General features: G+C 57.0%; 4 protein-coding genes. 2 read left to right on the top strand and 2 right to left on the bottom strand.

The window, feature by feature from the left end; all coding sequences use genetic code 11:
• Together ACH2EH_RS00340 and ACH2EH_RS00335 are read right to left on the bottom strand one after the other, a co-directional pair.
• Nucleotides 1-1,129: DUF4038 domain-containing protein (locus ACH2EH_RS00340; protein ID WP_395137694.1), on the bottom strand; the 1,129-nt coding region annotated here is incomplete at its 3' end.
• A gap of 18 nt (nucleotides 1,130-1,147) precedes the next feature.
• On the bottom strand, nucleotides 1,148-1,375 hold the full coding sequence (locus tag ACH2EH_RS00335; protein WP_309693496.1) for a hypothetical protein: 228 nt from the start codon (nucleotides 1,373-1,375) through the stop codon (nucleotides 1,148-1,150).
• 37 nt (nucleotides 1,376-1,412) lie between these two features.
• On the opposite strand from ACH2EH_RS00335, the gene ACH2EH_RS00330 reads away from it, so the two are divergent.
• A complete protein-coding gene (locus ACH2EH_RS00330; protein WP_395137691.1) occupies nucleotides 1,413-1,673 on the top strand; it encodes a hypothetical protein in 261 nt (86 codons plus the stop codon).
• Between the two features lie 3 nt (nucleotides 1,674-1,676).
• Entirely contained in the window at nucleotides 1,677-2,258 is a 582-nt protein-coding gene (locus ACH2EH_RS00325; protein WP_395137689.1) for a hypothetical protein, read from the top strand.
• The last annotated feature ends 230 nt before the right edge of the window (nucleotides 2,259-2,488 follow it).

Here is a 2,488-nt window from a genome sequence, read left to right as displayed (position 1 = left end):
CGGCGGCGGTGTCAAAGCCTAAATCATCAACGCTCAGTGTCAGTTCGCCGCCTTCGGGGAGATAGCAAAGAAGCCAGCCGTCGCCAATGAGGCAGCGTGCGCCCGTGTCCTCGGTAAGAATGCGCTCCTGTGCCGGGATGCCTGTGGTGAAGTCGCGCTCCTCTAGCAGAGAGCGTAGGTGGCGCACCTGCCAGGCTCCGGAGAAGTGCAGCGCCTCGCTCCAGTGCGTGTCGGCAAATGCAATCGCGGGGTGGCGGCTCGAATCAAAGAACTGCCAGACATCCTGGCAGCCGTAGGTGACGCCACACGCCCCCGCCAGCACCGAGCGCCAGAGGGAGATCCGGACGTCGTCGTCGCGGAAGCGGCTCGTGTCCGGCTTCCAGTTGATCGGGTGGTTCTCGTAGTTGGGCTCCGCATCCAGTGTTGGCTTGACGGGCAAAAGCGCGTAGTCTTTGTCCACCATCGCCGCGTTGTCAATGTGGCGTGCGCCGTGTCCGGACTGAATCTGATTGAAATCCAGCCAGTCCTCGGTGTGAAAATCCGTGCTGGAATGGCAGCCGCCCTGGGGGTGGAAGGTAATCAAGTGATTCGGGTCGGAGTCGCGTAGGGCCTGCCCTAGCTTACGAAACGTCTCTTTTTCGTCGTCGGTCTGTGGTTTTCTATCGCCACCGTTGATCCAGATCAGATTCTCGCGGTGCAGGTAGCGCAGGCCCAGCCACTTGCCGTAGGCGTAGGCATTTTGTGGATTGAAGACGACCGGCCCGGCTCCCCACGCCTTCACGACTTTATCGCCCCAAGTGGGAAGTAGCCCGACAATCAGGCCCAGCGACTCTGCGTACTCTAAGACGGTGTCCACGTGGGCGAAGTAGCGCTCGTTGGGTTTTGTCGGGTCGAGGTCATAAAGCGGCAGATCACCGTTTTGATTCGGCTCGGTCAGCCCGTCGAACTCCGCGAGCAAGACGGTCTGAATCACCGTGAAGCCCTGCTCGGCGCGGACGTCTAAATAATGCTTCGCCTCCTCAAGCGTCAGGCGATGAAACAGCTCCCAGGCGGTGTCGGCGAGATAGAAAAACGGAGTCTGGTCGTCCCACTGAAGAAAGCGGCCATTGTCGGTGACGCGAAGGTTCATGGACGCATTTTACCTGAGCTACAGACGGATGTCGCCTTTGAAGATCACAAGAACGAGTATGCCATCAAGAAGTGTGAGAAAAAAAGCGTAGCCAAACCAGTGCCAGTGGAGCATTTGAAACACGGCAAAGACAGCCAGAGCCAGTGCGAGGCAGAACGCGACGTGCTTGGGGCGCAGTTCTTCAAGATACAATCCCACCCCAAGAAGAACCAGGAGAGTTATAGGAAGAAAAAGCAGACCTTTCATAAAAAGCATTTTATCGCCGATGCGCTACAATGGCCTTATGAAACCCTTGATGGAGGATACGCCACCTGAGATTGAGGAGCGCTGGCTGGCGGGCTTGCGCAAGCGCACCCCCGCGGAGCGGTTTCGGCGTGTGGGGGAGCTCAACGCCATGCTGAATCAGCTTGCTCTTGCGGAGACCCGCCGCCGCCACCCCGACGCAAGTGAGTATGAGCTTCAGTTGCGCGTGGCCTCACGCCGCATTCCCGCGGACCTTATGCGTAAGGCGTTCGGTTGGAACCCTGATAAAGAGGGCTACTAGCCCATGCTGCCCGAGCCACTTCAAGTTGTTAAGCGTCTGATCGAGACATTTGATAAATTGGGGATTGCCTACCTTGTCGGTGGCTCTGTGGCAAGCTCCGTGGTTGGTGTTGAGCGGGCGACGCAAGATGTAGACTTTGTTGTTGCACTGGCGGAAGCTCAGGTGGAAGCACTGACACAGGCGCTCACCGCCGACTTCTACGCGGACGCAGATCTTCTGAATGAGGCAATCATACACGGCTCGTCGGCGAATGTGATCCATCTGCCCACGATGATCAAAGCGGATATTTTTATCTCCCCAAACACTGCGTTTGCACACTCGCAGATGGAGCGTCGGCTCCGTTTACCCCTGCTTGGCGACAGTGCGCCACTGGTTTGTGTTACTAGCCCCGAGGACATGATTTTGCAAAAGCTGCGCTGGTATCGCTTAACAGGCGAGCGCTCCGAAAAACAGTGGGGGGATGTACAGGGAATCTTTCGGATTCAACAAGCAGCCCTAGATCAGAGCTATCTGACCGACTGGGCAAAAGAGCTAGAACTCACCGATTTGCTGATGCGAGCCCGTGAGGAAGCAGGACTGGCCTGAGCATTCCTGGACAATTTGTGCAACGTTTTGTTCCGGTGTGCCGAGGACTTGGAGAATACTCTCATGTGCTCGGTCGTTGCTGTGCAGGTAGGTTTCTTCCAGGGGCCAGACATGGTGATCGCTGAAACAGTCCCACGCCCATTTAGAGGATTCAGAGCATACTACCGGAGCCGCTTCAACGGGAACAAGCGCGAGAAGAATTACGCAAATAAGCGCTCGCCAAACCAGTA

The sequence above is a fragment of the Armatimonas sp. genome (genome assembly GCF_043760365.1).
In the GTDB taxonomy this organism is placed as follows: domain Bacteria; phylum Armatimonadota; class Armatimonadia; order Armatimonadales; family Armatimonadaceae; genus Armatimonas.
Note: the sequence above shows the minus strand (reverse complement) of the source record. Positions and strands in the feature narration are given on the sequence as shown.

Coding starts and splice junctions, on each gene's coding strand:
- ACH2EH_RS00335 (WP_309693496.1), bottom strand. CDS start 1,375: ATGAAAGGTCTGCTTTTTCTTCCTATAACTCTCCTGGTTCTTCTTGGG.
- ACH2EH_RS00330 (WP_395137691.1), top strand. CDS start 1,413: ATGAAACCCTTGATGGAGGATACGCCACCTGAGATTGAGGAGCGCTGG.
- ACH2EH_RS00325 (WP_395137689.1), top strand. CDS start 1,677: ATGCTGCCCGAGCCACTTCAAGTTGTTAAGCGTCTGATCGAGACATTT.